The following is a 25,766-nucleotide window of genomic DNA, read 5'->3' on the forward strand; positions in this document are numbered from 1 at the left end:
GATGAAAGAGGTGATCCCACAGACGCTGATTGCGCTCGACAACCTGTCGAAAACATTTGGTGGCAACCGCGCACTGAGCGATATCTCGCTGACCTTACTGGCTGGCGAAGTGCACTGTCTCGCTGGCACCAACGGCTGTGGCAAGAGCACCTTAATCAAAGTCATTTCCGGGGTGCACGCCCCGGATAGCGGCAGCCGCATCACGCTGGGCGAAGGCCCAAGCTTCCCGCGTCTGACCACACGTCAGGCGCGTGACTTCGGCATCCAGGTGATCTATCAGGATCTGTCGCTGTTCCCTAATCTCAGCGTGGCGGAAAACATCGCCTTCGAGCACAACCTGAGTAGCCTGCTCGGCTGGCACCGCAAAGCCAAACTGCGTGAATCGGCGCAGCGCATCATTGATGAACTGAAATTTGACCTCGACCTCGATGAGAAAGTGGCATCGCTGTCGATTGCCGCCCGCCAGCAGGTAGCGATTTGCCGTGCGCTGGTCGCCGATGCGCGGCTGGTAATCATGGATGAACCGACGGCGTCGCTGACGCGCACCGAAGTAAATCAGTTGCTGCGCACCGTGCGTTACCTCAAAGACAAAAACATCTGCGTGGTGTTTGTCAGCCATCGTCTGGATGAAGTGCTGGAAATCTCTGATCGCGTGACGGTGATTCGCGACGGCCGCAAAATGGGCTGCTGGCCCGCCAAAGAGATGACGCCGCACCATCTGACCGAACTGATGACCGGCCTGAAGCTCGACTACCAGTTAAAAACGCCGACGCGCAATGACGACCGCCTGATCCTCGAAGTCGAAAAACTGACGCGCGCCGGACAATATCACGACGTTAATTTCAAACTCTATCAGGGCGAAGTACTGGGCCTGTGCGGCCTGCTGGGCTCTGGCCGCACCGAACTGGCGCTATCGCTGTTTGGCATGACCAAACCGGACAGCGGCAAGATCTGGCTCGACAGCAAACCGGTGCGCTTCCGTGGACACGAGGACGCGATCAAAGCCGGTATCGGCTACGTCTCTGAAGATCGCTTAACGCTGGGCTTAGTCCAGCAGCAATCGGTGGCCGACAACATGGTGCTGCCGATCCTCGACAAACTACAAAACCGTTTCCACCTGATTGACGAATACCGCAAGAACAAGCTGATCCTGCAGTGGATTCAGCAGCTTGGCGTGCGCGTTGCCGATCCCAACCTGGCGATCTCCACGCTCTCCGGCGGCAACCAGCAGAAAATCGTGCTGGCGAAATGGGTGCTGACCCAGCCGCGCATCCTGATCCTCGATTCGCCCACGGTTGGCGTGGATGTCGGCGCTAAAGCCAGCATCTATCAGCTGATTCATCTGCTGGCGAAGGAAGGTTTGTCGATCATCCTGATTTCCGACGAAGTGCCCGAGGTTTGGTACAACTGCGACCGCATCCTGCACTTCCGTGATGGCACCGTTCATGCCGAATACCAACCCGATACCGTTGAGCAACAGCAGCTGGCGGAGGTGATCAATGCCTGATTTTTCTCGTTTACGTCCGAGCTCCAGCCAGGGCTGGCTTGCCTGGGTTTTGCTGGCGTTCATCGTGTTTTTCTCTGCCGCCAGCGACCAGTTCCTGACGGTGCAAAACCTGCTGGATCTGGCTGAAAGCTACGCCGTGACCGGCATCTTTGCCCTCGGCCTGTTTGTGGTGCTGGTGACCGGCGGCATCGATATCTCCTTTGCTGCGGTGGCGTCGGTGGTGCAATACCTGATCGCCTCGCTGTTTGTGCAGTTCCAGTTTGATAACGCCCTGCTCAGCATTCTGCTGGCGGTGGTGTGCGGCACGCTGTTTGGCGTAATCAACGCCCTGCTGATTACCTCACTGCGCGTGGTGTCGATCATCATCACCATCAGCATGCAGTCGCTGCTGTTTGGTCTGCTGATGTGGGTGACCGGTGGCAAAAGCCTCTATTCGTTGCCGGATTGGTGGATCACGCTGCGCAGCGTGCTGCCGTTCAGCTGGCAAGGCAACAGCTTCCAGATTGGATTGCCGCTGGTGACCATGCTGGTGATTGCCGGACTTACCGCGCTGCTGCTGAACAAAACCAATCTTGGCCGCCAGCTGTATGCGGTGGGCGGCGATGCGGAATCGGCGCGCCGCATCGGTATTCGCGTCGGTCTGATTCATGTCTTTGCTTACGGCTGGCTGGGTGCGATGGCGGCGATTGGCGGCTTGGTGCAGGTCTATCGCATGGGTGAAGTGGTGCCGAATGCGCTGGTCGGCGGCGAGCTGGATGTGCTGGCGGCCACGGTGCTGGGCGGTGCCAGCCTGATGGGCGGCAAAGGCACGGTGAGCGGCACCTTAATGGGCGTGTTCCTCATCGCCATCCTGAAGAACGGCCTCAACCTGATTGGCGTCTCCAACTACTTCATGAACATCGTGGTGGGCGGCGTGATCATGGTGGCTATCGCCGTGACTCACTACAAAAAACGTAAAGAAACTGATGTCAGTTTCGTCTAACGGAAGGCGCATTCACATGAAATCACTCTCTGCTCTGCGTCCGGACGGCACCAATATCGGCCTGATTCTGCTCATTGCGCTGGCGCTGGCGACCTTCACCGTCATGCTGCCGGGCCGCTTTCTCACGGATTCGACCTTTATGAGCATGGCGTTTCAGCTGCCCGAACTCGGCTTGCTGACGCTGGCGATGTTTATCGCCATTCTCAGCGGCGGACTGAATCTGGCGATCATCGCCACCGCTAATCTGACGGCGCTGTTTATCGCCTGGACGCTGATGCGCGCCCTGCCCGCCGATGCGGGAACAGGTATGCAACTGTTGTGGCTGTTCATCGCAATCATCGGCGCGATGCTGATTGCGGCGCTGATTGGCGTGATAACCGGCGTGATGGTAACGCGCATCGGTGCGCACCCGATTCTGGTGACGCTGGCGACCATGATGACGCTCAACGGTATCGGCATCTGGCTGACCAAAGGTGCGGCGGTCAGCGGCATGCCGTCGGTGGTGCAGGCGCTCGGTTCCAACACATTGATCGGCGTTCCGCTGCCGCTGTGGGTGTTCCTGATTGCTGCCGCGCTGCTGGCGCTGTTCCTCGGCAAAACCCGCGCCGGTAAATGCATCTACATGGGCGGCAGTAACATCAACGCCACCTGGTTTAGCGGCATCAATACCCATCGCATGGTGATTCTGGTGTACGTCATCTCCAGCCTGCTGTGCGTGTTGGCCGGATTGATCATGATGGCGCGCTTCAACTCGGCGCGTATGGGTTACGGCGATGCGTATCTGCTGCTGACGGTGCTGGCGATCATCCTTGGCGGCACCGATCCCAACGGCGGCTTTGGTCGCGTCACCGGCGTGGTGCTGGCGCTGATCGCGCTGCAAGTGCTCTCCACCGGCTTCAACCTGATGAACATCAGCCAGCACGTCAGCCTGGCAATGTGGGGCGCGGTGCTGATTGTGGTGCTGGCCTTCAAGCAATTCAAAACCCGCTTTAACGAACATCGTGCCGTCAAACTCAGCAAGCTGGCTGCGGCGCTTAACCCTTTGACCGAAAAAAAGGAAGTATGATGCGTATTCAAGTCTCCCCGTCGTTGATGTGTATGAATCTGATGGAGATCAAGCACCAGCTCGCCGTGCTGGACTCCCGCGCCGACTTCCTGCATATCGACATTATGGATGGTCACTACGTGAAAAATATCACGCTGTCGCCGTTCTTTATTGAGCAGATTCGCCCGTTTACCAAAGTGGCGCTGGATGTGCATTTGATGGTCGAGCAACCCACCGATTTCATTGAAGTGATTGCCAAAGCGGGCGCGGATTATATCTGCCCGCACGCCGAAACCATCAACCGCGATGCGTTCCGCGTGATCAATATGATCCGCAGCTTCGGCAAGAAAGTTGGCGTGGTGCTCAACCCCGCGACGCCGGTCTCCTTTATCCATCACTACATTCATTTGGTGGATAAGATCACCGTGATGACGGTGGATCCGGGCTACGCCGGACAACCGTTTATTCCGGAAATGGTGCAGAAGGTACAAGAGCTGAAAGCGCTGAAGCAGGCCAACGGCTATAAATACCTGATTGAGATTGACGGTTCCTGCAACACCCGCACTTACAACACGCTGGTTGGCGCAGGCGCAGAAGTGCTGATTGTTGGCACTTCCGGCCTGTTCAATATCCATGACGATCTGGAAACCGCCTGGAATATGATGCGCGAAAGCATCGATGAGGCTCAGGGATTGGCGCAGGTATCCGCATGAAAAAATGCTGGCTCGGTATCGACATTGGCGGCACCGGCACACGTCTGCAGCTGATGGAAGCAGGCCGCGTTTGGTCAAGCTTCCGTAAAGTGCCGACGGCCAGCTGGGCGCAGCAACCTGATGCGCTTAGCGCGTTGGGCGAGTTAATCAGCGAAACGCTGGAGCAGCAGCCGGTGAGCGGCGTGATGCTCGGATTACCCGGCATTCTCAGCCGCGACCGCCAGCAGGTGATTTCGCTGCCGTTTATCCAGGCGCTGGATCAACAACCGGTTGCCGCGCTGCTCACCGAACGTCTTGGCGTGCCGGTGGCGATGGATAAAGATGTTAACCATCTGATGCTGTGGGATTTACTGCAGCTGGAGCAGCTGCCGGACAGCGCGGTGGGTTTGTATCCCGGCACCGGCATGGGTAACAGTTTGTGGATCAACGGTCAGTTTTATCATGGTCAGCACGGCGGCGCAGGTGAGCTTGGTCATGTGCCCGTTGCCGGCAACGATCTGCCCTGCCCGTGCGGCAATCGTGGCTGTGCGGAAACCGTCACTTCCGGCCACTGGCTAAGCCGCTGGGCGAGCGCCAACGTGCCGGAAACCAATATGTCGGTGCTGTTTAGCCAGCATCGCGAGCATCCGGAGCTACAGGCTTTTGTGCAGCGCCTGGCGCAGTTGATTGCCACCGAGATGAACATTCTCGATCCGGAATACCTGATTCTCGGCGGCGGCGTGCTGGCGATGGCGGACTTCCCGCTGGCGCAGTTACGCAGCCAGATTCTGCAGCATCTTCGTCCACCCGCCACGCGCGACGGTTTGAAGATCGTGTTTAGCCAATCCACCGATCACACCGGTTGTCGCGGTGCCTGTTTAGCCGCCGAACGTCTGTTCAGGAGTGCATGATGAAAGGAAAAGTGTGTGTGTTTGGCTCGTTCAACCTCGACGTGGTCGCGGTGATGAACCGTTTTCCGATGCCGGGCGAATCGCTCACCGCCCATACCAGCATGATGGGACCGGGCGGCAAAGGTGCCAACCAGGCCACGGCCGCGCTGCGTGCCGGGGCGCGCGTGCACTATATAGGGAAGATTGGTAATGATGACTTCGGCATGTTTGCGCGTCGTCATCTGGAAAAGACCGGTTTCGATGCCATCACCTTGTTTACCTGCAAGGAGAAACCAACCGGCAACGCGCTGATTTACGTTGCCGGTGACGATGCCGAGAACATGATTTCGGTCTATCCCGGCGCGAACACCACGGTAACAGCCGCCGAAGTAACGCGCTGCCAACCCACCGTCGCCGCCGCCGATATTTTGCTGGTGCAGCTGGAGAATAATCTCAGCGCCATTCAGCGCATGATCGATAACGCGCGCGCTGGCGGCACCTTTGTGATTATGAATCCCGCGCCGTGGCAGAAAGTCACTGATGCGCTGCTGGCGAAAGTGGACTTGTTGACGCCGAACAGCACCGAAGCGATGCAGCTGACCGGCGTGAAGGTCACCGACTTCGCCAGCGCGCAGCAAGCGGCAGAAAAACTGCACCGCAAAGGCGCGCGTCAGGTGATTATTACCTTGGGGGTTTCCGGCGCGTTGCTTTCAGTAGCCGAACAGCCGCCGCTGCGTATTCCGCTGTTCCCGGCTCAGCCACTGGATACCACCGGCGCGGGTGATGCATTTAACGGCGCACTGGCGGCGCGGCTGGCTTCGGGCGATGAATTGCCGCAAGCGGCGCTGTTTGCTTCGGCCTATGCTTCGCTGTGCGTGGAACGCTCCGGTGCGGCACATTCGATGCCCTCTTACGCCGAAGCGCTGGCGCGTTTGCAGGCGTATCCCGAGTGCGTGCCGGAAGCGTTGGGTGAGTTGGTCTAATCCTGTGCGGTAATGGACAAGGTCGGCATGAATGCCGCCCCTACGGGTGTTGTAGGGTCGCCATTTATGGCGACCTGGCCAAATTACGGCTTCAACCACCCGGCGATTTGGGCATGCTGCAACAACATAATGGCTTTACCGTCACGAATGCGGCCATCTTTTACCATCGCCAGCGCTTCCGGGAAACTCAGCTCCAGTACGGTAATATCTTCATCCTCAACGCCACCGCCGTTGTTGGCGCGCTGCGCATCGCTGTATTGCGCGGCGAAGAAGTGGATCAATTCGGTGACGCCGCCCGGCGACATATAGACTTCGTAGAGTTTCTCCACCTTGCCCACCTGATAACCGGTCTCTTCAATCGCTTCTTTGCGAATGCACTCTTCCGGCGAGTCGTCATCCAGCAGCCCCGCGCAGGTCTCAATCAGCTCTCCGCTTTCATTGCCATTCACATAGGTGGCAATGCGGAACTGACGCACCAGCAGAACGCTATTTTTTTCTGTGTTATACAGCAGGATGGTGGCGCCGTTACCGCGATCGTAAACTTCGCGCTTGTGACGCACGACTTCGCCATTGTTGCGGGTGAGTTCGTAGGTGAAGTTGCGCAGCACAAACCAGTTTTCTGACAGCAACTTGTCTTTGATGATGTTGATCTTTAACGACATAACCGCTCCACTACTAAATTGAGGGAGCCTGAGATAATAGGCCGAAGCGGCGGGGAAAACTATCTGAATTGTGAGGATGGAGGAGGTATAAAAAGTAGGTCGCCATAAATGGCGACCCTACGGGGGAAACAAGCCGAACGTAGGGTTGCCATTTATGGCAACCGTTTCAAAAACCGTTTGGCTGGTCTTTCATATCCGGCAGATGGTGCGCGATGCCTTTGTGGCAATCGATACAGGTTTTCCCTTCCTCAATCGCTTTGCTGTGCATCTTCGCTGCCACGGTTTTCTGCGCGGTGAAATCCATATAATCGAAGTTGTGGCAGTTACGACACTCCTGCGAATTGTTGTTTTTCATCCTGCGCCACTCGTTTTGCGCCAGCTCGATGCGGTGATCCTCAAACTTTTGCGGCGTATCAATGATGCCGAAAATCTTGGCATACACCTCTTTGCTCGCCTGGATCTTACGCAGCATTTTCGGGCCCCACTCGTGCGGCACGTGACAATCCGGACAGGTGGCGCGCACGCCGCTGCGATTGTTGTAGTGCACCGTCTGCATATATTCCTGATAGACGTTATTGCGCATCTCGTGGCAGCCGATACAGAACTGCTCGCGGTTGGTCATCTCCATCGCGGTGTTGAATCCGCCCCAAAAAATAATCCCGCCAGCAAAGCCCAGAATCAGCAAGGTGCCGAGCGCCAGACGACTTGGACGTCGCCACCAGCGCCAGATGCGTAGAAGTTTCTCTTTCATCATTTCCTCACTTACCGAAGCCGTCAGCCGGTTTGAAGGTGTTTTCCACCACCGGTTTGGCATCGGTTTGCGGTACGTGACACTGCAGGCAGAAGTAGCGGCGCGGTGACACGGTGCTGCTCACCAGACCATCGCGATCGGTGAAGTGCGTTGGGCTGACGCGCGGCGCGCCGGTGGTGAGATAGCTCTGCGTGCCGTGACACTGCAGGCAACGGTTAACGTTTTTCGTCACCTGATAGCCATCGACGCTGTGCGGGATCACCGGCGGCTGATTTACGTAGTTCAACGGTTTGCGGCTCTGCTCTTTGGGCTGATGAATAGTGCCCTGCTGCGTGGCCGTCACTTCCGGCGACTGGTTGAGATCGACGCCGTTATTGGCGTAAACCGTGCCGCCCAGCATCAGGGCGGCCAAAGTAACGAGTGTGATTAAGGGTTTCATTGCATCCTGCCTTAAATTTTAACCAGCTTGACGGCGCATTTTTTGTAATCGGTCTGCTTCGACAGCGGATCGGTGGCGTCCAGCGTGACGTTGTTGGCCAGCACGCCCGCATCAAAGAACGGCATAAATACCAGACCTTTTGGCGGCTGATTGCGACCGCGCGTTTCCACGGTGGCAAGGGTTTCACCACGACGCGACACCACACGGACCTTCTCGCCGCGGCGGAAATTGCGCTCTTTGGCATCCAGCGGATGTATATAGAGTAGCGCCTGCGGCACCGCGCGGTGCAGTTCCGGCACACGACGCGTCATGGTGCCGGTATGCCAGTGTTCCAGTACGCGACCGGTACAGAACCACAGGTCGTACTCTTCATCCGGCGATTCCGCTGGCGCTTCGTATGGCAGCGCGAAAATGGTGGCTTTGCCATCCGGCTTGCCGTAGAAACGCACGCCTTCACCGGCTTTAACGTAGCTGTCGTAACCTTCGCGATAGCGCCAGCGCGTCTCTTTGCCATCGACAACCGGCCAGCGCAGACCGCGCGCCTGATGGTAAACATCGAACGGCGCGAGATCGTGGCCGTGACCGCGACCAAAGCTGGCGTACTCCTCGAACAAGCCTTTCTGGATGTAGAAGCCAAACTCGCGCGCTTCATCATTCAGCTGGTCATCTGCCACTTCACTCAGCGGGAATTGATTGACCTGGCCGTTGGCATAAAGCACATCAAACAGCGTTTTGTCGCGCAGCTCAGGATTCTGCGCCAGCAGCGCTTCCGGCCACACTTCAGCCACTTTGAAACGTTTGGAGAAGTTCACCAGCTGCCACAGATCGGATTTCGCATCGCCTGGCGCTTTGACCTGCTGATGCCAGAACTGGGTGCGACGTTCAGCGTTGCCGTAAGCGCCCTCTTTCTCCACCCACATCGCGGTAGGCAGAATCAGGTCAGCCGACAAGGCGCTGACGGTGGGATAGGGATCGGAAACCACGATGAAGTTGCGCTCATCGCGCCAGCCCGGCATACGCTCCTGCGTCAGGTTCGGACCGGCCTGCATGTTGTTGTTACACATCACCCAATAGGCGTTGAGCTTGCCATCTTTCAGCGCGCGATCCTGCGCCACGGCGTGCAAACCAATTTTGGCTGGCACCGTGCCCTGCGGCAGCTTCCACAGCTTCTCGGCGGTAGCCCGGTGTTTATCATTGTTGACCACCATATCCGCCGGTAAACGGTGGGCGAATGTACCAACTTCACGCGCCGTGCCGCACGCCGACGGCTGGCCGGTCAGCGAGAACGGACCGGTGCCCGGACGCGAGATTTTGCCGGTCAACAAGTGCAGGTTGTAGCACAGGTTATTGGCCCACACGCCGCGCGTATGCTGGTTGAAGCCCATGGTCCAGTACGACACCACGTTCACTTTCGGGTCGGCATACAGTTCGGCGAGGGCGTTCAGCTGATCTTTCTCCACGCCGCTCATTGCGCTGGTTTTTTCCACCGTGTACTCGGAAACAAACTTCGCAAACTCATCGAAGCTCATCGGCGTGGATTCGCCGCTGTCCGGGTTCTTCGCCGCAGCCTGACGAGGATCGGTTGGACGCAAGCCGTAACCGATGTCAGTCACACCTTTGCGCAGCGTCACGTGGTTCTGCATGAAGGTTTTATCGACCTTATTGTTCTGAATAATGTAGTTGGCGATGAAGTTGAGGATCACCAAATCGCTCTGCGGCGTGAACACTATCGCGTTATCGGCCAGCTCAAAACTGCGATGACGATAGGTGGAAAGCACCGCCACTTTGACGTTGTCATTGCTGAGACGACGCGCGGTGATACGTGACCAGAGAATCGGGTGCATCTCCGCCATGTTCGAGCCCCACAGCACAAAGGCGTCGGCCTGCTCGATGTCATCGTAGCAGCCCATCGGCTCATCCATGCCAAAGGTGCGCATAAAGCCGACCACCGCCGAAGCCATGCAGTGACGCGCATTGGGATCGAGGTTGTTGGTGCGGAAACCGGCTTTCATCAGCTTGGAGGCCGCATAACCTTCCCATACCGTCCACTGACCGGAACCGAACATGCCGACCGAATCCGGGCCGTTGGCTTTCAGCGCCGCTTTGAACTTCTCTTCCATGATGTCGAAGGCTTGATCCCAGCTGACCGGCGTGAACTCGCCCTCTTTGGCATATTTGCCGTCGGTCATGCGCAGCAGCGGCTGGGTCAGACGATCTTTTCCGTACATAATCTTCGGCAGGAAGTAGCCTTTGATACAGTTCAGACCGCGGTTCACTTCTGCCTGCGGATCGCCCTGCGAAGCCACTACGCGGCCATCCTGGGTGCCGACCAGCACGCCACAGCCGGTGCCGCAGAATCGGCACGGCGCTTTTTCCCAGCGAATCGGCGCAGCCAGCGAGGTCGCGGCTTTGGTCACGGTAGGAATGGTGAGTCCTGCAGCCGTGGCAGCAGCCGCCGCCGCATTGGCCTTCATAAAATCACGACGACTTATACTCATGATGCTTCCTTACAAGGTTCTTCAATTTCGTCTTGCTGGTGATACACCAGCGATACCGCCAACACGCCAGCGATGTTGCGACTCTCTTCAATATTGCGCAGCAGCGCGGCGCTATCTGCCGCACCCAGCGTCACCGCCAGCGTGCCGCGCGCGGCGTCTTCAGCAGCGATATCGCAATCGTCAAAGGCCAACAGCGCACTTTTCACGGCGGGAATCGACGCCGGGCGCGCCTGAATCACCAGGCCGCAGACGTGCCAACTGTGTTCATGGTTCATGATGTAATCCTGTGGCTGAGACCGGGCAAGGCGCGATGCAGGCGCCGCAACCGGTGCAATGCTGCGGAAGGGTTTCAGGCTGTGCGATGCCGTTTGGCATCAAATGGAAACGGATGGCTTGCTGTTCGCAACTCTCCTGACAGCTGCGGCAATTTACGCCAATAAAGGTGATGCAGCGGTTGTCGATGCGAATGCGTTGCGGAAACGGTTCGGTTTCACGCGCGTGGAACAGCGGCTGCGGACAAGCGTCTGCGCAGGCGGCGCAGAACGTGCATTCGTCCTGCAGAAAATCGAGGTGCGGCACTTCACCGGCAGCGAGGCGGATGATGTGGGTTTCGCAGGCTGCTACGCATTTGCCGCAGCCATCACAGCCGTTCTCTCCCCGCCACCACGGCAAAGCGATGCCGTCAGCAGACGCTACGCGCTGCCCGGTAAAGAGTTCACGTCGCGACAGCGCCATCGGTTCACCTTAAACGGGGGAAAGAGAGATGGTGCGTAAAATAACCTGACGCTAATGAGGGCTATATCACCCCAAAGGGGTAAATCCCGACGTGGGATCAAGTGAAGGGGAATTGAAATAAAAACGGGGGCCAAAAGGCCCCCGCAGATGAGAATCGCTGTGATTAGCGCGGTGAATCTTCCGCCAGCGTATCGTGATTCTCAGCATGATGTTCATGCTCTTTCTGCGCTTCAGCATGCACGCGTTTGCGCACGCCAAACCAGCCCAGCACCAGAATCACGGCAATTAACGGAATTGAGGCTATGGTGTAGGTGCCGTTTGGATAGTCAAACGCCATCAACACCAGCACGCTCGCCAGGAATAGCAGCGTCAACCATGAAGTAAACGGCGCCCACGGCAGTTTGAAGCTGACATCGTCTGCCTTGCCTTCTTTAATCGCTTTGCGCAGACGCATCTGACACACCACGATAAAGCCCCACGACGAAATGATGCCGAGAGAAGCAAAGTTCAGAACGATTTCAAATACCTGTGAAGGCACGTAGTAGTTGAGTACCACACCAAATATGTATACACCGATGGTCACTAAAATACCGGCATACGGCACCTGCTGTTTGCTCATCTTCGACATGAACTGCGGTGCAGAACCGCCCATCGACATCGAACGCAGAATACGACCGGTAGAATATAGTCCCGAGTTGAGGCTCGACAGCGCGGCGCTCAACACCACGATGTTCATCACGCTACCGATGTAAGGCACGCCAAGTTTAGAGAAGAAGGTCACGAACGGGCTTTGCCCCGCCTGATAAGCATTCCACGGCAGCAGCAACACCAACAGCACCACGGAACCGACGTAGAACAGGCCGATACGCCAGATCACGCTGTTGATGGCTTTCGGCAGCATGGTTTTGGGATCTTTACACTCGCCCGCCGCCGTACCGACCAGCTCAATTGAGGCGAAGGCAAATACTACGCCCTGCACCAACACCAGCGCTGGCAGCAAACCGTGCGGGAAGAAGCCGCCGTTATCGGTGATCAAGTGGAATCCTGTGGTGTTGCCGTCGAGCGGCTTACCGCTGCCCAGGAATATCGTTCCCACAATCAGGAACGCCACAATCGCCAGCACTTTGACCAGCGCGAACCAGAACTCCATCTCGGCGAACCACTTCACGCCGATCATGTTCATGGTGCCGACAATTGCCAGCGCGCCGAGCGCAAACACCCACTGCGGCACATCGCCAAACGCGCCCCAATAGTGCATGTAAAGCGCGACGGCGGTGATATCGACGATACCGGTCATCGCCCAGTTAACGAAGTACATCCAGCCCGCAACGTAAGACGCTTTTTCCCCAAGGAATTCACGTGCATAAGAAACAAAGCTGCCGCTGGAAGGACGGTGTAATACCAGTTCGCCCAACGCTCGGAGGATAAAGAAGGAGAAGATACCGCACACCAGATAAACCAGCGCCAGTGCAGGACCGGCCATTTGCAGGCGCGCGCCAGCACCGAGGAACAGACCGGTACCGATTGCACCGCCGATGGCGATCATTTGTACCTGACGATTACCCATTGCTTTGTGGTAACCGCTGTCATGCGAGTTGAGCCAGCGTCTTTTCGCAGCGCGTTGTTCGGCTGCGGTTTTTTTAGTTGATTTCATAGCTATCCTGTTTGTCCTGACCATCAATCACCGCTGAACCAAACGATTGCGTATGGCGGTGCGAAATGGGGTAAAAACCCGGTGTCACGCGGCGGAACGATGTCGCGTGGCGGGGTGGGAATTTACGGCGATGAATCCTACCCGTTCTGCAAGAACGAAGCAAAAAATACCGCCAGGCTGCACAAGATGAATTGTAATAATCCGTCGCGGTGCACAAAAAAACCGGTCAGAGGGCTGACCGGTAAAAGGGATGGCTACAGGGATAACTACTACTACAGGGATACTACTGGAGGGAATTAACGGTAAATCTCTGCGGTGCCGCTCCACAGGCTGGAATCACCTGGGGTTTGTACACCAATAACACGATAGCCGCTGGCGCCTTCCTCCTGCGCTTTTTGCGACAGATGGCGCGTTGCATCATCCAGCGTACCGCGTACGCCGCTGATGGAAACGGTGCCCGCGCTTTGCAGGTTTTGCGCTTGTGTAGCGCTTACGGGCTCGGCTGCCAGCGTCGAGAAACTTGCGGTGGCAAGCAGTGCAGCAGTCAGAACGGCATAACGTCTCTTCATGTGATGCTCCTGTTGTCTTCCGTTAAGGGTTACAGGACTCATTATCACGCAGGGAATGAAAACCAGGTTGAGCAAGCGGTAAAGCCGTTTAATAATTCGCCAGCTAAGCGCGGGTTATTTAGGGAAAGGTAAAGAGAGAGGGTTTTATCTGTTAAAAGTAACCTGATGTGACGAGATCGAACTCGCCGTTACCGCACGGCTGCCCTATAATCCCACGCTCTTACAAGGGTTATTACTGTGATTGTGAAACGTCCCGTTACTCGAACCATTGCCCGCGCACTCAGCGTGATTGTGCTGCTGTCGCTGTTGACCACCGGGCTGGCGCTGATGACGCTCTCCAGCAGCCTGCGCGATGCCGAAGCGGTGAATGTCGCCGGATCGCTGCGTATGCAGATTTACCGCCTGGCGTGGGACAGCACGCGCGATCCGCAGCAGCTGGAACATCACATTCAACTCTACCGGCAAACGCTGGAATCCCCGGCACTACAACATCTGGATCGCGCGTGGGTGCCGCTTGAAGTGAGCAGCCGCTATCGCTATCTGCGCGACAGCTGGCCGATGTTGCAGGAGACATTGCAGCCCGAGCGGGCGCAAATCTACCAGCAGCGTGTCGCGGGCTACGTCAGTGAGATCGACCGCTTCGTACTGGCATTGCAGCATTACGCTGAACTGAAAATGCATCTGGTGGCCGCCAGCAGTCTGTTTGGTTTTCTGGCGATTGTGGCGCTGGCGCTGTGGACGATTCGCTTTATCCGCCGCAACGTAGTGCGACCGCTCAACGCGCTGGTGACCGCCAGCCAATATGTTGAGCAGGCGAATTTCGCTTTTCCGCCGCTGCCGGTGCAACAGCCGAATGAACTGGGCGTGCTGGCGCAGGCTTTTACTACCATGGCGGAACGGCTGCATTCGCATTATCGCCTGCTGGAGTGCGCGGTGCGGGATAAAACCGAAGATCTCACGCAAGCCAATCGCACGCTTTCTCTGCTGTATGAAAGCTCACAAATTCTCACCAGCAGCCCACCCAATCCCGAACTGTTTCAGGGATTGCTGCGTCTGGTGCAGCGGCGTGAAGCATTAACGGTGCTGCAAATTGCCAGCGAGGGGATTGAGTTTCAGGCCGGCGTGGCGGCGGATGATTTAAGCTGGCAGCGATTACCGTTAATGCAGGAAGAGCAGCGGCTGGGCGAGCTGTGCTGGCAAACCCGCCGCGCACCGCCCGCTGACGAACTGATGCAGAGCCTGGCGAACATGCTGGCGCGCGCGCTGTGGATCTGGCAGACGCAAAAACAGTATCAGCAGATGCTATTAATAGAAGAGCGCGCCACCATTGCGCGCGAACTTCACGATTCGCTGGCGCAGTCGCTCTCTTTCCTGCGCATCCAGCTGGCGCTGCTGCGGCGTAATGTCGATGAGTCGAAACCGCAGGCGCTGGCGATTATCGCTGACTTTGATCGCGCGCTGGCCGAAGCCTATCAGCAATTGCGCGAACTGCTGACCACTTTCCGCCTGACCATCGAACAGGCTGATTTGGTGCAGGCAATGCAGGCGATGATTGCGCCGCTGCAGGAGCAATCGCAGGCGGCAATCGACTTCGATTATCAGCCCGGCTTGCAAATGCTGGATGCCCAGCAGCAAGTGCATGTGCTGCAGATTGCGCGTGAAGCGCTGCTCAACGCGATTCGCCATGCACAGGCGCAGAATATTCAGATTCATTATCAGCGTGTCGCTGATGAGGACCACCTGCTGACAATCGAAGACGATGGCTGCGGCATCAGCAGCCTTGAAGAACCGCCGGGACATTATGGATTAACGATTATGGCGGAGCGTGCCGCGCGCTTATCCGGCACGCTGATGATTACCCCGCAGGAGCAAGGTACGCGCGTTACGCTGCGTTTTCCGCCGCGCCCGGCGCATCGGTTGAGTTAACAATGAGCATGAGGTCGCCATGAATGGCGACCCTACCGTGGTTTGGTAGGGTGCGCATTCATGCGCACCTGGAACCGGGTCGCCATGAATGGCGACCCGACAAAATTAAAGACTGGAGAGATTATGGCTAACCCTTCCCTGACAATTATGATCGTTGACGATCATCCGCTGATGCGCCGTGGTATTCGCCAGTTGCTGGCGCTGGAGCCTCGGCTGGAAGTGGTGGCCGAAGCCAATAACGGCACTGAAGCGCTGGCCGAAGCGCGCCGTTTGTCGCCGGATGTCATCCTGCTCGATCTCAACATGAAAGGTATGTCCGGGCTGGATACGTTAAAAGCGCTGCGTAACGAAGGCATCGCCGCACGCATTTTGGTGCTGACGGTTTCCGATGCGCGCAATGATATCTACGCGATGGTGGATGCCGGTGCCGACGGCTATCTGCTGAAAGACAGCGAACCTGAACTGCTGCTGGCGCAGGTGATGCGCGGTGCGAAGGGTGAAAACGTGTTTAGCGATGCGGTGGCCGATTATCTTGCAACGCGTCAGCCGACGTCGAATCCGTTCAAACAGCTCACCGAACGTGAGCTGGATGTGCTGCAGGAAGTGGCGCGCGGATTATCAAATAAGGAGATCGCCGCCACCTTGCATATCTCCGAAGAGACGGTAAAAGTGCACATTCGCAACCTGCTGCGCAAGCTGGATGTCCGTTCGCGCGTTGCCGCGACGGTGCTGTGGCTGGAGAGCCGACATGTGTAATCGCGCACATAAAATCGTCACTACATTCACACTTTCTCCATAATTTACTCACGATTCTCTAATTTGCTCAGCGTAAAGTACTATCAGCAGGCGTTTTCGTTAGAGGACCTTGCACTCCGCCAGCGTGACGCCATCCGCGCATCGCGCTCATCATAATAAAAGTAAAAAATACGCAGTTGAGGAGTGTCGGTTACATGTCGAATTTTTTTATCGACCGCCCCATTTTTGCCTGGGTTCTGTCTATTTTGCTCTGCCTGTGTGGCACGCTGGCGATCATCTCGCTACCGATTGAACAATATCCCGACCTCGCGCCACCCAACGTGCGTATCACCGCCAACTATCCCGGCGCATCCGCAGAAACGCTGGAAAACACCGTCACGCAAGTTATCGAACAGAACATGACCGGCATCGATAATTTGATGTACATGTCCTCCAACAGCAGCAACACCGGCCAGGCTCAAATCACCCTCACCTTCACCGCTGGCACCAATCCCGACGAAGCGCGCCAGCAGGTACAAAACCAGCTGCAGAGTGCGCTGCGCAAACTGCCCGCTGCGGTACAGTCACAAGGCGTGACGGTGAATAAAACCGGTGATAGCAACATCCTGATGATTGCCTTCGTCTCCACCGACGGAAGTATGGACAAACAGGATATTTCAGATTATGTCGCCAGTAACATTCAGGATCCGCTCAGCCGTATCGATGGCGTCGGCCAGGTTGATGCTTACGGCTCGCAATATGCGATGCGCATCTGGCTCGATCCCAACAAATTGATTGCCTACGCGCTGACCACCGAAGACGTGGTGAGCGCGATTGAATCGCAGAACGCGCAGGTGGCGGTGGGTCAGGTCGGCGGATTGCCGTCGGTGGACAAGCAAGCGCTCAACGCCACGGTGAATGCGCAGTCGATGCTGCAAACACCTGAGCAGTTCAAAGCGGTGACGCTGAAAACCAACAGCGACGGCTCGGTGGTGACGCTCGGCGATGTGGCGGATGTGGCGATGGGCGCGGAAAAATATGACTTCCTCAGCCGCTACAATGGTCAGGCGGCTTCGGGACTCGGCATTAAGCTGGCTTCCGGCGCCAACGAGATGAATACCGACAAACTGGTGCGTGCGCGCATTGCTGAGCTTTCGCACTACCTCCCGCACGGGCTGGAAGCCAAAGTCGCCTATGAAACCACGCCGTTCGTTAAGGCCTCGATTAAAGACGTGGTGAAAACTCTGCTGGAAGCGATCCTGCTGGTGTTCCTCGTGATGTATCTGTTCCTGCAAAACTTCCGTGCCACGCTGATTCCAACCATCGCAGTGCCGGTGGTGCTGCTCGGCACCTTTGCGGTGCTCTACGCCTTTGGTTACAGCATCAACACCCTAACGATGTTTGCGATGGTGCTCGCCATCGGTTTGCTGGTGGATGACGCCATCGTGGTGGTGGAAAACGTCGAGCGCATCATGAGCGAGGAAGGTCTGTCGCCGCGCGCCGCCACGCGTAAATCGATGGGGCAGATTCAGGGCGCGTTGGTCGGCATTGCGCTGGTGCTGTCGGCGGTGTTTGTGCCGATGGCGTTCTTTGGCGGCACCGTCGGCGCCATCTATCGCCAGTTCTCGATCACTATCGTTTCGGCGATGGTGCTGTCGGTATTGGTGGCGATGATTCTGACGCCCGCGCTCTGTTCCACGCTGCTGAAACCGCTGGAGCAAGGCCATCATCACGGTCGTCGTGGCTTCTTTGGCTGGTTTAACCGCACCTTCAACGCCAGCGCGGAACGCTATGAACGCGGCGTCGCCAAAATTCTGCGCAAAGGCGGACGCTGGCTGCTGCTCTATCTCGCGATTATCGGCCTGATGGCGTTCCTGTTTATCCGTCTGCCCACCTCGTTCCTGCCGCTGGAAGATCGCGGCGTGTTCCTGACGCAGGTGCAATTACCTGCCGGCGCAACGCTAGAGCAAACCTCAAACGTGGTGGCGAAGGTCGAGAACTACTACATGACGCAGGAGAAAGATAATGTGGTCTCGGTGTTCTCCACCATCGGTGCGGGTCCTGGCGGTAACGGCCAGAACGTGGCGCGCCTGTTCGTTCGTTTGAAAGATTGGGAAGAGCGTCCGGGCAGCGATCGCACCTCTTTCGCCATCATCGAGCGTGCGACAAAAGCCTTCCACAAGATCAACGAAGCGCGCGTTATCGCCAGCAGTCCGCCAGCGATTACCGGCATGGGCAGCTCGTCGGGCTTCGATATGGAGTTGCAGGATCACGGCGGCATCGGCCACACGCAGTTAATGGCGATGCGCGATAAGTTGCTCGAGATGGCTGACAGCAATCCGGCGCTGTCGCGCGTGCGTCACAACGGCCTCGACGACAGCCCGCAATTGCAAATTGATGTCGACCAGCGCAAAGCGCAGGCGCTTGGCGTGTCGCTGGATACCATCAATGACACCTTAACCACCGCGTGGGGCTCGACCTACGTCAATGACTTCCTCGATCGCGGTCGCGTGAAGAAAGTCTACGTACAGGCAGCGGCAGAGTTCCGCATGCTGCCGGAAGATGTGAATAAGTGGTACGTGCGTAACAGCAGCGGCGGCATGGTGCCCTTCTCCGCCTTCGCCACCAGCCACTGGCAAACCGGTTCGCCGCGTCTGGAGCGTTACAACGGTTACTCCGCACTGGAGATTGTCGGTGAAGCGGCGAACGGCGTCAGTAGCGGTACAGCGATGGACGTGATGGAAAAACTGGTTGGGCAGCTGCCGCTCGGCGTCGGTTTCCAGTGGACCGGCGCATCCTATCAGGAACGCTTATCCGGTTCGCAGGCGCCAGCGCTGTATGCGATTTCGCTGCTAGTGGTGTTCCTGTGTCTGGCGGCGTTGTATGAGAGCTGGTCGATTCCGTTCTCGGTGATGCTGGTGGTACCGCTCGGCGTGGTCGGTGCGCTGGTGGCAACCTGGATGCGCGGGCTGGAGAACGATGTCTATTTCCAGGTGGGCTTGCTCACGGTGATCGGCTTGTCGGCGAAGAATGCCATTTTGATTGTGGAGTTTGCTAATGAGATCAACAGCAAAGGGCGCGAACTGATGGAGTCGACGCTGGAAGCGTCACGCCAGCGCCTGCGTCCGATCCTGATGACCTCGCTGGCGTTTATTTTCGGCGTGCTGCCGATGGCCATCAGCAGCGGTGCCGGTTCCGGCAGCCAGCACGCGGTGGGTACCGGCGTAATGGGCGGGATGATTTCCGCTACCGTGCTGGCGATTTTCTTTGTGCCGCTGTTCTTTGTGGTGGTGCGCCGTCGCTTCCCGTTGAAAGAGAAGCCGCACGATTAAGCATGACATTCCGCTGCGTGTATTTATTCGGTCGCCATGAATGGCGACCCTACATCCATGCATACTTCCCCCGTAGGGTCGCCATTTTTGGCGACCTTTTTGATGGCCGCAGCGTGCGTTTATTCGGTAGCCATAAATGGCGACCCTACATCCGTGCATACCTCATCCGTAGGGTCGCCATTTATGGCGACCGTACAAAAAAAGCCGCCATGAACGTCATGGCGGCTTTATTGTTGTGTGTGGTAAGAATTACAGCAAGTTGGGAAATGCCCTGCTTTTCTCTTCACGCGTTACTTGTTACGTAACATCGCTTCGATGAATTCTTTCCAGTTTCCCATTTCGGTGTCGACCATAAAAATCCTCTCTTATTGTAGCGGCAATTCTACGCCGTTTTTTTCTACAGGTGAATACGTTTCCACCTGTTATCACTATCGGCAAAAGCGGTGAAAAGCTGCAATCTGTTGAAATTGCGTACTGACGCACATTTCAGCAACTCTATAATGCGTCAGGAAAAATGCCTGACTTAAATCGCGTAGCAGAAAATGGCGATTAGGATAATCCTTAGTGGCTTAATGATGTCGCAGGCAATTATTGAGTGCGTAAGTGAAAGCGCTTCCCGGCCCTAAGTAATAAAATTTATAACGGCAAAATGGTCATGAAAAATACCTGAATCAGGCAGGCTTTCGCCGTCAGCGCTCACAGCCCTTAGAGCGCTGTGGTAAACTCGCGCTTTATTTTTTACTAAACGGGAATAAGCGATGACAGCGCAGTGGGTGATGTACGGAATTAAAATACCTGGTACTTAACACTAACTAATTTCGATACTACTCAATTACTACTAACCTACTGATACTGATACTGATAAAGTAAGTTGCTGTACCTTTCTTCATATCAAAGTACTTACACATATCATAAGTACTACTAAATCTAATAGTCCTCTAGTTCATCCAAAGTGTTAGGATAGTTCTTAACCAAGGACGTACATTACTTAGGAATACCATGTACAAACATGCCCTTCTACTACTGCCCTTCTTTCTGGCAGGTTGTGCTCAAGTGCAATATAACGATGGTGAAAAAGTAAGCATTCAATCTGACGCATGGTATGGGTTAGATAGTCTACAGAAGACCGCTAATGCAGCCTGTGCTCAGTACGGCAAAAGCAAGGCGACTTACCAACATAGTGCAAACATGAATCCGCACTTACCCGCCGGGCAAGGTGTACAGAATACTATTTGGAAGTGTGAGTAGTAATAAAATAGGTAATGGCCATGAAAATAATAAAATCAATAACTAATGTTAAGGAAAGATTTAGGCTATCTCACCTTTTCTGCATTGCGATAGGTATTATGATACCAATTTATGCAGATACTGTCTTTCTATTAAAGATCGATAGTAGCCTAATATCTGCAATTATGGATACTGTAACGACTGTTGTTGCTGTAATGGCAGCAATTAGTGTCAAAGACTGGTTAAGTGACAAAGTAAAATCAAAAGCAGTTGATCATGCAACTTTATGCTTGAGAAAAACAGCAGAAATAAAACATAGCTTAAATATCTTAGTTTCTTATACAACAGCAGCTTATTCTAGTGATGTTACAGACAAAAACCTTTTAAACAAACTATCTGAAGAACTTACAAAAAATTTCATACTTAACATGAACTCATTCTTTGATATAACAATCGAATTTGACGCATTGAAGCAGTGGAATTTATCAATTAGAAAAAACCAAGAAGACAATTTCAGGTCGTATCTGAAAAATATAAAAGAAATCCTTGATATCACCAACGCTCTAATAAAGTATTTTTCTAATTTAGACATAACCAATCGAAATAAACTATGGAGCGATAAAAACAAATCACTTCATGAAAAATATCAAGACTTGAAAGACTGTCATGACAAGATGACCATTCCCTTCGATGATTTCTTCGAATACGTTGATAAATGACAGCAAAGTAAAGAAAAACAATGCACATAATTCTTAAGCACCCTTAAATGTAACAGGCGAAATAAAATGACAGATGATGAATTCAAAGAGCAATATCCACCATCTCAGTTCGATTATGTTCGTACTGGTAAACGAACAAAAGGACATATGGGACAAACTGAGATCGAATATTACAACATCATTGATAAATCCACTGGAAAAATAGTACGAAATGCAATTTACACTGAACATACGAATGTTCGAGGACTAGATTCTTCAGAGTATTGGGACTGAACTTTACCCTAACTAAACACCTGGTTTATCAGGTGTTTGGCTTTACTCATTTCAATGGCATGATTAAATCTATTAATCTACCGTTCCGATCAGTCAACAACCTCAATGAATTAATGAATAATCCCCTTGTTGAGCTCATATTTTCAAGAGTTCTTTTAAAGGCCGATAATCTTTCCTTAGAAGAAAAGAAATCATTTAATATAGTCTTCACATCAGCATTATCAGCAGCATCAGATTTATATCTTACCGTTGGAAATTCCCTATCACCTTTAAAATATATGCCTTTAGATGTAAAAAAGTCGTTCATTAACTTATCAAGCTGAAACCTCAAAACATAGAGTTCATCGACCAAATGATTAATATTATTAAATTCTACCAACTTATCATCACAGAAATCCCACCCCAGGAAACGAATTCTTTCAATGGCATCATGAATATCATAGACGGAATCCCTTACGTTATCGATGTCTCTATTGAAGCGATGGTAACTCAAAAAGAAATCAATTGTATTTTTATCATCAAAGAAGTCATCTGAAGCCTTCGACGGTAATTGAAACTCAAGTATCGTAGGAAGGAATTTAAATATGGATTCATTGCATTTATCAAGAGTATCAAACTTCAATTTATGTCCTTCCTCTGGGATTTTCCCATCAGTCAAAGCCTTCTTCCAATCCCTAGCAATATTAATACCCTTAATTGCAGCATAAGCAATTAGGATGTTAATAAAAACAGAAATCCAATCGGTAATCTTCACTTCTTTATGTGAGCTTGGAAATGTGGCAGATATTGAAAATATAAAAATCAGTACAACTGACAAGACACTAATACAGTCTATAAATTTAAATTTCACGTTAACCCTTGATTTATTAGTTTCCACCAATCAAGATTATCAGTACTTTCCATATATCGGCAAGCGGAATTGGCGGTAGTACTACACCGAAACAAACCCCAAGGATGGGGATAACGATGTAGTTCCATGCGACAATGAATGTCAGTACATACCCCAATGCCTGCCGCCAGGTGAAACCCTTACGTGTTTCCTCTAGCGTAATTTCATTCTGCTGCTCTGAGTTCTTCGCTACCAACTCATCTTTACTTTCCTGCTTCTTGGTGAAATACCCCATAGCGGTCTTCACTAATTCTATGATAGTCCCTAATCCAAACATGCCCTACTCCTTTAGCTGTACGACAAAAAGTACTACATTCACACCTTTAATGAAGATCCTCTTTCGTCGAATAATCCGACATGGGTATTCATCATCGTATTGCTTCCAGGTTGATAACTGCCCTTCTTGAAGTTGAGGTTCAGTACCATCCATGAAAGCAATATTCATTACCATTCCTGCACGGGAATTGATTGCATGTTTACCCTTAAAAAATTCGGGTAGCATCGTGGAACAATGAAATTGATATGAGTTCATTAAAGGTTGTTTATCTGCGAGGGTAATATCCTCAGTATCTTCCTGCGTGTAATGTTCTTCCATTAATTAATCCTTTTGGTAAATCTATAACTTCCATTCACATCATTAAGAGCAAGTCTTGCCCCGTCCTCTGCATTCTGGAAGAAGTCGAATATGACTTTGCGTTTCTTATTTTCTCTGACTGCTACAACACGTTTTGAATGTTGCTTCTTAGATTTCTTGCTCGTATCGATTAAGTATTTCTTACCCTTCTCTTCTAAGACAATGAACTTCTTACTTCCTAAGCCTGCCTTTAACCCACTAATGTTCCCCTGCTTGTTAAGACGTGCAGAACTGGTAGGGATGAACTTATCGATTGGGGTATTGGTATTTTCCATAACTGTACGTAAGTAAGTGTCACCAACGGTGCAAAAGTGATCCACCCTAACGGTTGAAAATTGATCCAGGGGTTAATCTGCTCTCCTGTACAAGGAGAGCCTATGATCACTTTTGAGAGTCGCATGGAAATAAAGATTCTGCATAAACGTGGTATGAGCTGCCGGGCAATTGCCAGAGAGCTTGGGTTATCACGCAATACTGTTCGTCGCCATCTGATGGCTAAATCGGAACCACCGCGCTATACATCTCGTCCAGCCGCGGGATCCGTTCTCGATGAATTTCGAACGTATATACAGCAGCGTGTTCGCGAAGCGCATCCCTATAAAATCCCGGCTACCGTCATTGGCCGTGAAATTCGTGAACTGGGCTACAAAGGTGGGATGACAATTCTCAGACAATATGTTCGCTCGTTGGCAGCACCTGAGATGCCGGAACCTGTTGTTCGCTTTGAAACTGAGCCGGGAAAGCAGATCCAGGTTGACTGGGGGACCATGCGAAATGGGAAAAGCCCTTTGCATGTCTTCGTTGCCGTTCTCGGCTTCAGCCGGATGCTCTATATCGAGTTCACCAACAATATGGCTTATGACACGCTGGAAAAATGCCATCGCAATGCCTTTCACTTCTTTGGTGGCGTCCCGCAGGAGATCCTTTACGACAACATGAAGACAGTCGTGCTGGAGCGTGATGCTTACCAGCCGGGAGGCCACCGCTTTAACCCTTCTCTCTGGCAGTTCGGTAAGGAAATGGGCTTCATCCCCCGGTTGTGCAGGCCATATCGGGCACAGACAAAAGGAAAAGTTGAACGCATGGTGCAATATACCCGCAACAGCTTCTACATCCCGCTGATGACGCGCCTGAAACCTATGGACATCGTTGTTGATGTTGAGACGGCTAATCGCCATGGGCTGCGCTGGTTATATGATGTTGCGAATCAGCGAGTTCATGAAACGATAAAAACACGTCCCTGCGATCGCTGGACTGAAGAGCAGCAGGCTATGCTGGCGCTACCGCCAGATAAGAAAATCTTTGACGTTCAGGTCAGAGAAAATCTGACAACCTTCGATATGCATCCTCTGCACCATCCTCTGTCGATCTACGACTCTTTCAGTCAGGGAGTTGCCTGATGGTTGAACTTCAGCACCAGCGGTTAATGTCACTGGCCGATCAGCTCCAGCTGGAAAGTCTTATTAGTGCAGCACCGGCGCTATCACAACAGGCTGTGGCCCAGGAATGGAGTTACATAGACTTCCTTGAGCATCTGCTTCATGAGGAAAAGCTTGCGAGACATCAGCGCAAACAGGCGATGTATACGCGTATGGCAGCCTTCCCTGCAGTGAAAACCTTTGAAGAATATGACTTTACGTTCGCGACTGGAGCACCTCAAAAGCAACTTCAGTCGTTGCGCTCGCTGAGCTTTATAGAGCGCAACGAGAACGTTGTTCTGCTGGGACCATCAGGTGTGGGAAAAACACATCTGGCCATTGCAATAGGCTATGAGGCCGTCCGCGCAGGAATAAAAGTTCGTTTTACAACAGCTGCGGATCTCCTGCTTCAACTGTCGACGGCACAGCGTCAGGGACGGTACAAAAACACGTTACATCGTGGAGTAATGGCGCCGAAGTTGCTCATCATAGATGAAATAGGCTATCTACCATTCAGCCAGGAGGAAGCTAAATTATTTTTCCAGGTCATAGCAAAGCGCTACGAGAAGAGTGCAATGATCCTGACATCTAACCTGCCGTTCGGGCAGTGGGATCAAACGTTCGCTGGAGATGCTGCTCTGACATCAGCAATGCTGGACCGCATTTTACATCACTCACATGTTGTCCAGATAAAGGGGGAAAGTTATCGACTAAAGCAGAAAAGAAAAGCTGGCGTCATCGCCGAAGCTAATCTTGAGTAAAACGGTGGATCAATATTAGACCGTTAGTGGTGATGAAAAATGGATCATTTTTAACCCGTTATTGACAGTTGGGAAGATTCTCACTTATGCTCAATCTTACAAATGGGTAGGTTTCTAGCAACTTACTGATGTTCGTTTCATGGCTGAGTACTGAAGCGATACCGAAACCTATAGGTACGACTAGTAAGAGATCATGCTGTTCTATGTACTTGGCCTTCCCCTCAATGAACTGAAGTAGCTCGATGAAGCGTTCAGTACTATCAATCTTCCCTTCAAGTTGCAGTGCGAAAATCTTGCCATCTTCCGTATGTAATACCGTGCAGTAATAACCTTCCATTGTGTTGATATCCGATTTGAATAGATGATCAATATTTGATCATTTTTGATATCAATGGAAGTGGCTACAGCACTCAATGATCAACGTAAGGTACTGAAAATGATCATT

26 protein-coding genes are annotated in these 25,766 nt (G+C 53.4%); 13 read left to right on the forward strand and 13 right to left on the reverse strand.

The annotated features are described in order from the left end of the window. The first annotated feature begins 1 nt into the window (after position 1). The 6 genes from VIJ98_RS14095 to VIJ98_RS14120 are packed head-to-tail and all read left to right on the forward strand — an operon-like array spanning position 2 to position 6,099. Positions 2 to 1,507 (forward strand): sugar ABC transporter ATP-binding protein, encoded by a 1,506-nt coding sequence (locus tag VIJ98_RS14095; protein ID WP_154155987.1) that lies wholly within the window; start codon positions 2 to 4, stop codon positions 1,505 to 1,507. Then, entirely contained in the window at positions 1,500 to 2,489 is a 990-nt protein-coding gene (locus VIJ98_RS14100) for an ABC transporter permease (RefSeq protein WP_323274540.1), read from the forward strand. The genes VIJ98_RS14095 and VIJ98_RS14100 overlap by 8 nt, the downstream gene beginning before the upstream one ends. 16 nt (positions 2,490 to 2,505) lie before the next feature. Further along, a complete protein-coding gene (locus tag VIJ98_RS14105) occupies positions 2,506 to 3,555 on the forward strand; it encodes an ABC transporter permease (RefSeq protein ID WP_323274542.1) in 1,050 nt (349 codons plus the stop codon). Beyond that, positions 3,555 to 4,247, forward strand: a complete 693-nt coding sequence (gene alsE, locus VIJ98_RS14110; RefSeq protein WP_008107856.1) for a D-allulose 6-phosphate 3-epimerase — start codon at positions 3,555 to 3,557, stop codon at positions 4,245 to 4,247. Before VIJ98_RS14105 ends, alsE begins: the two co-directional genes overlap by 1 nt. After that, positions 4,244 to 5,137 (forward strand): allose kinase, encoded by an 894-nt coding sequence (gene alsK, locus VIJ98_RS14115; protein ID WP_323274545.1) that lies wholly within the window; start codon positions 4,244 to 4,246, stop codon positions 5,135 to 5,137. The genes alsE and alsK overlap by 4 nt, the downstream gene beginning before the upstream one ends. Continuing rightward, positions 5,137 to 6,099, forward strand: coding sequence for a ribokinase (locus tag VIJ98_RS14120; RefSeq protein ID WP_008107858.1), 963 nt, complete (start codon positions 5,137 to 5,139; stop codon positions 6,097 to 6,099). Before alsK ends, VIJ98_RS14120 begins: the two co-directional genes overlap by 1 nt. A gap of 83 nt (positions 6,100 to 6,182) precedes the next feature. Here the strand turns inward: VIJ98_RS14120 and nudK are convergent, their stop codons facing one another. From nudK to VIJ98_RS14160, 8 genes are all read right to left on the reverse strand, one after another. After that, a complete protein-coding gene (gene nudK, locus VIJ98_RS14125) occupies positions 6,183 to 6,761 on the reverse strand; it encodes a GDP-mannose pyrophosphatase NudK (RefSeq protein WP_154155722.1) in 579 nt (192 codons plus the stop codon). Between the two features lie 166 nt (positions 6,762 to 6,927). Further along, entirely contained in the window at positions 6,928 to 7,512 is a 585-nt protein-coding gene (gene napC / locus VIJ98_RS14130) for a cytochrome c-type protein NapC (RefSeq protein ID WP_008107860.1), read from the reverse strand. A 7-nt stretch (positions 7,513 to 7,519) separates the two neighbouring features. Continuing rightward, positions 7,520 to 7,951, reverse strand: a complete 432-nt coding sequence (gene napB / locus VIJ98_RS14135; RefSeq protein ID WP_007890846.1) for a nitrate reductase cytochrome c-type subunit — start codon at positions 7,949 to 7,951, stop codon at positions 7,520 to 7,522. 11 nt (positions 7,952 to 7,962) lie between these two features. Next, positions 7,963 to 10,449, reverse strand: a complete 2,487-nt coding sequence (napA, locus tag VIJ98_RS14140; protein ID WP_323274548.1) for a nitrate reductase catalytic subunit NapA — start codon at positions 10,447 to 10,449, stop codon at positions 7,963 to 7,965. After that, positions 10,446 to 10,724 carry a chaperone NapD gene (locus tag VIJ98_RS14145; RefSeq protein WP_008107865.1) on the reverse strand — a complete coding sequence of 93 codons (279 nt, stop codon included), beginning with the start codon at positions 10,722 to 10,724 and terminating at the stop codon, positions 10,446 to 10,448. Before VIJ98_RS14145 ends, napA begins: the two co-directional genes overlap by 4 nt. Then, positions 10,714 to 11,184, reverse strand: coding sequence for a ferredoxin-type protein NapF (napF, locus tag VIJ98_RS14150; RefSeq protein WP_323274550.1), 471 nt, complete (start codon positions 11,182 to 11,184; stop codon positions 10,714 to 10,716). Before napF ends, VIJ98_RS14145 begins: the two co-directional genes overlap by 11 nt. 163 nt (positions 11,185 to 11,347) lie before the next feature. Further along, positions 11,348 to 12,838 (reverse strand): L-asparagine permease, encoded by a 1,491-nt coding sequence (gene ansP / locus VIJ98_RS14155; protein ID WP_008107869.1) that lies wholly within the window; start codon positions 12,836 to 12,838, stop codon positions 11,348 to 11,350. Positions 12,839 to 13,134: 296 nt separating this feature from the next. Next, entirely contained in the window at positions 13,135 to 13,407 is a 273-nt protein-coding gene (locus tag VIJ98_RS14160) for a YdgH/BhsA/McbA-like domain containing protein (protein ID WP_323274552.1), read from the reverse strand. Positions 13,408 to 13,644: 237 nt separating this feature from the next. On the opposite strand from VIJ98_RS14160, the gene narQ reads away from it, so the two are divergent. The 3 genes from narQ to acrD all read left to right on the forward strand — a co-directional run bounded on the left by narQ (position 13,645) and on the right by acrD (position 19,400). Further along, positions 13,645 to 15,333 (forward strand): nitrate/nitrite two-component system sensor histidine kinase NarQ, encoded by a 1,689-nt coding sequence (gene narQ / locus VIJ98_RS14165; protein ID WP_323274554.1) that lies wholly within the window; start codon positions 13,645 to 13,647, stop codon positions 15,331 to 15,333. Between the two features lie 123 nt (positions 15,334 to 15,456). After that, entirely contained in the window at positions 15,457 to 16,089 is a 633-nt protein-coding gene (locus tag VIJ98_RS14170) for a response regulator (protein WP_008108375.1), read from the forward strand. Positions 16,090 to 16,283: 194 nt separating this feature from the next. Continuing rightward, positions 16,284 to 19,400 carry a multidrug efflux RND transporter permease AcrD gene (acrD, locus tag VIJ98_RS14175; RefSeq protein WP_323274557.1) on the forward strand — a complete coding sequence of 1,039 codons (3,117 nt, stop codon included), beginning with the start codon at positions 16,284 to 16,286 and terminating at the stop codon, positions 19,398 to 19,400. A 290-nt stretch (positions 19,401 to 19,690) separates the two neighbouring features. On the opposite strand, the gene ypfM is transcribed toward acrD, so the two are convergent. Further along, positions 19,691 to 19,753, reverse strand: coding sequence for a protein YpfM (gene ypfM, locus VIJ98_RS14180; protein WP_139221414.1), 63 nt, complete (start codon positions 19,751 to 19,753; stop codon positions 19,691 to 19,693). Positions 19,754 to 20,668: 915 nt separating this feature from the next. On the opposite strand from ypfM, the gene VIJ98_RS14185 reads away from it, so the two are divergent. Together VIJ98_RS14185 and VIJ98_RS14190 are read left to right on the forward strand one after the other, a co-directional pair. After that, the gene (locus tag VIJ98_RS14185) at positions 20,669 to 21,346 is read left to right on the forward strand and encodes a hypothetical protein (protein ID WP_323274559.1); all 678 of its coding nucleotides are present in this window, start codon (positions 20,669 to 20,671) and stop codon (positions 21,344 to 21,346) included. 66 nt (positions 21,347 to 21,412) lie between these two features. Next, positions 21,413 to 21,619: a hypothetical protein gene (locus VIJ98_RS14190; protein WP_323274561.1), complete on the forward strand. Its 207-nt coding sequence runs from the start codon at positions 21,413 to 21,415 to the stop codon at positions 21,617 to 21,619. Between the two features lie 46 nt (positions 21,620 to 21,665). On the opposite strand, the gene VIJ98_RS14195 is transcribed toward VIJ98_RS14190, so the two are convergent. From VIJ98_RS14195 to VIJ98_RS14210, 4 genes are read right to left on the reverse strand one after another with little or no spacing between them, the layout of a single operon-like run. Next, positions 21,666 to 22,469, reverse strand: coding sequence for a hypothetical protein (locus VIJ98_RS14195; protein WP_323274563.1), 804 nt, complete (start codon positions 22,467 to 22,469; stop codon positions 21,666 to 21,668). Between the two features lie 16 nt (positions 22,470 to 22,485). Further along, complete coding sequence (locus VIJ98_RS14200; RefSeq protein ID WP_323274565.1) at positions 22,486 to 22,785, reverse strand: hypothetical protein; 300 nt, start codon at positions 22,783 to 22,785, stop codon at positions 22,486 to 22,488. A gap of 3 nt (positions 22,786 to 22,788) precedes the next feature. Further along, entirely contained in the window at positions 22,789 to 23,103 is a 315-nt protein-coding gene (locus VIJ98_RS14205) for a hypothetical protein (RefSeq protein WP_323274567.1), read from the reverse strand. Continuing rightward, positions 23,103 to 23,417 (reverse strand): hypothetical protein, encoded by a 315-nt coding sequence (locus tag VIJ98_RS14210; protein ID WP_323274569.1) that lies wholly within the window; start codon positions 23,415 to 23,417, stop codon positions 23,103 to 23,105. Before VIJ98_RS14210 ends, VIJ98_RS14205 begins: the two co-directional genes overlap by 1 nt. Positions 23,418 to 23,519: 102 nt before the next feature. Here VIJ98_RS14210 and istA point away from each other — a divergent pair, with 102 nt between their 5' ends. Both istA and istB read left to right on the forward strand, forming a co-directional pair. Beyond that, on the forward strand, positions 23,520 to 24,542 hold the full coding sequence (gene istA / locus VIJ98_RS14215; protein WP_323271581.1) for an IS21 family transposase: 1,023 nt from the start codon (positions 23,520 to 23,522) through the stop codon (positions 24,540 to 24,542). Then, a complete protein-coding gene (gene istB, locus VIJ98_RS14220; protein ID WP_323271807.1) occupies positions 24,539 to 25,321 on the forward strand; it encodes an IS21-like element helper ATPase IstB in 783 nt (260 codons plus the stop codon). Before istA ends, istB begins: the two co-directional genes overlap by 4 nt. Positions 25,322 to 25,766: the final 445 nt, after the last annotated feature.

It is taken from the genome of Pantoea sp. S18 (genome assembly GCF_045689705.1).
Classification (GTDB): Bacteria; Pseudomonadota; Gammaproteobacteria; order Enterobacterales; family Enterobacteriaceae; genus Pantoea; species Pantoea symbiotica.

Bases quoted from the DNA above. Each gene is read 5' to 3' on its own strand.
- VIJ98_RS14095 (WP_154155987.1), top strand. From the start codon at position 2: ATGAAAGAGGTGATCCCACAGACGCTGATTGCGCTCGACAACCTGTCG.
- VIJ98_RS14100 (WP_323274540.1), top strand. From the start codon at position 1,500: ATGCCTGATTTTTCTCGTTTACGTCCGAGCTCCAGCCAGGGCTGGCTT.
- VIJ98_RS14105 (WP_323274542.1), top strand. From the start codon at position 2,506: ATGAAATCACTCTCTGCTCTGCGTCCGGACGGCACCAATATCGGCCTG.
- alsE (WP_008107856.1), top strand. From the start codon at position 3,555: ATGCGTATTCAAGTCTCCCCGTCGTTGATGTGTATGAATCTGATGGAG.
- alsK (WP_323274545.1), top strand. From the start codon at position 4,244: ATGAAAAAATGCTGGCTCGGTATCGACATTGGCGGCACCGGCACACGT.
- VIJ98_RS14120 (WP_008107858.1), top strand. From the start codon at position 5,137: ATGAAAGGAAAAGTGTGTGTGTTTGGCTCGTTCAACCTCGACGTGGTC.
- nudK (WP_154155722.1), bottom strand. From the start codon at position 6,761: ATGTCGTTAAAGATCAACATCATCAAAGACAAGTTGCTGTCAGAAAAC.
- napC (WP_008107860.1), bottom strand. From the start codon at position 7,512: ATGAAAGAGAAACTTCTACGCATCTGGCGCTGGTGGCGACGTCCAAGT.
- napB (WP_007890846.1), bottom strand. From the start codon at position 7,951: ATGAAACCCTTAATCACACTCGTTACTTTGGCCGCCCTGATGCTGGGC.
- napA (WP_323274548.1), bottom strand. From the start codon at position 10,449: ATGAGTATAAGTCGTCGTGATTTTATGAAGGCCAATGCGGCGGCGGCT.
- VIJ98_RS14145 (WP_008107865.1), bottom strand. From the start codon at position 10,724: ATGAACCATGAACACAGTTGGCACGTCTGCGGCCTGGTGATTCAGGCG.
- napF (WP_323274550.1), bottom strand. From the start codon at position 11,184: ATGGCGCTGTCGCGACGTGAACTCTTTACCGGGCAGCGCGTAGCGTCT.
- ansP (WP_008107869.1), bottom strand. From the start codon at position 12,838: ATGAAATCAACTAAAAAAACCGCAGCCGAACAACGCGCTGCGAAAAGA.
- VIJ98_RS14160 (WP_323274552.1), bottom strand. From the start codon at position 13,407: ATGAAGAGACGTTATGCCGTTCTGACTGCTGCACTGCTTGCCACCGCA.
- VIJ98_RS14170 (WP_008108375.1), top strand. From the start codon at position 15,457: ATGGCTAACCCTTCCCTGACAATTATGATCGTTGACGATCATCCGCTG.
- acrD (WP_323274557.1), top strand. From the start codon at position 16,284: ATGTCGAATTTTTTTATCGACCGCCCCATTTTTGCCTGGGTTCTGTCT.
- VIJ98_RS14185 (WP_323274559.1), top strand. From the start codon at position 20,669: ATGAAAATAATAAAATCAATAACTAATGTTAAGGAAAGATTTAGGCTA.
- VIJ98_RS14190 (WP_323274561.1), top strand. From the start codon at position 21,413: ATGACAGATGATGAATTCAAAGAGCAATATCCACCATCTCAGTTCGAT.
- VIJ98_RS14200 (WP_323274565.1), bottom strand. From the start codon at position 22,785: ATGTTTGGATTAGGGACTATCATAGAATTAGTGAAGACCGCTATGGGG.
- VIJ98_RS14205 (WP_323274567.1), bottom strand. From the start codon at position 23,103: ATGGAAGAACATTACACGCAGGAAGATACTGAGGATATTACCCTCGCA.
- VIJ98_RS14210 (WP_323274569.1), bottom strand. From the start codon at position 23,417: ATGGAAAATACCAATACCCCAATCGATAAGTTCATCCCTACCAGTTCT.
- istA (WP_323271581.1), top strand. From the start codon at position 23,520: ATGATCACTTTTGAGAGTCGCATGGAAATAAAGATTCTGCATAAACGT.